Below are 1,138 nucleotides of genomic sequence, written 5' to 3' on the forward strand. Positions count from 1 at the left end.
CGGCAGTAGCGGTTCGATCACTGTCCACAACTCGTCTTCCACGATCCACGGGGCCGCCACGACGAAACATACTGCACCGCAACGAGAATCACCGCCACTCTACAGAACCTGTTAGGGGCTCTAAGCAGGAATGTATGGTCGGCCCGGTCCTCTCCCTATGCACGTATCATGCTGGTATCGCATCGGCTGTTCATAACTGCACCAGAGTCGTTTGTTCGGCAAATCCGGGGGAGTAGCCACGGCGTCAATTCGACGGACTAGTGGATGGGCTGTAACTTCAGACACTGTTTGTTGTCTGAACGTGCAGGGTGGGCACTGGGCCTGTGATTTGGTGAGTGAGTTCAGTCCAGATCTGGTTGGCGAGAGGCGCCAGTAGCAGCGGACCGATTTCCCGCATCAGTGCAGCGAAGATCTCCGTGTAGTCGGTGTTCTCCACCGTCGAATCATCTTTCACCTGATCGGCAGCGAAGGCGACGAGCATAGTGATCAACTCACCGTTGGTGTTGGCGGGGTCCAGTAATGCACGGCGCAGGTAGGCGCCGATCGCGGGACGCTGTGCGAGCATTGCGTTGATACCTCCGTGACCGCCCCGGCACCCTTCGTGTAACGCTCTTGGGTCGATAACCTCGCGGAGTGACTTTTCGAGCAGTGCGAGGACATGCTGATCAAGTGCCCGGCGTAGGCCTTCTTTGCTGCCGAAGTGGTGTACCACCAAGCCGTGGGTGACTCCTGCCGCCCGGGCTACTTCGCGCAGTGTTGTGTTGGTCTCGCCCTTTATGCTGTAAAACTCAAGGGCGGCGTTTCGGATACGCGTCTTGGCTGTCAGATCCGCCGATGCAACGTCGGTGTGCACGTCACGAATGTACTCTATTGCAGGCGAGATGCATTGGTGTATTGCAGTTATAGCGTGTTGTTGCAGGTCCCTGCGAGCCGACGCGACGCCTTACACACAGGCAACCTGCTCTCCGTGGGTTCCGGGCTCACGACAGCCCATCTCGGGCCGCACGCTAGGAGCGCCTATCAGGTTCGGTTGCGGAGTCTTCGCCAGCAGATGAGGGCGGCGGCGAGGTCGAGGAATCCTTGGTGGATGTCGGTGCGTCGTTCCCAGCGGGTGGCCAGGCGGCGGTAGTGGTGTAGC

At 59.1% G+C, this 1,138-nt stretch carries 1 protein-coding gene; it reads right to left on the reverse strand.

Going from position 1 to position 1,138, the window contains the following annotated elements; translation table 11 throughout:
* Window positions 1-277: 277 nt before the first annotated feature.
* On the reverse strand, window positions 278-853 hold the full coding sequence (locus GVY64_RS36985) for a TetR/AcrR family transcriptional regulator (protein ID WP_159851346.1): 576 nt from the start codon (window positions 851-853) through the stop codon (window positions 278-280).
* Between the last annotated feature and the right edge of the window lie 285 nt (window positions 854-1,138).

The organism is Nocardia sp. CY41, assembly GCF_009829325.1.
GTDB lineage: Bacteria > Actinomycetota > Actinomycetes > Mycobacteriales > Mycobacteriaceae > Nocardia.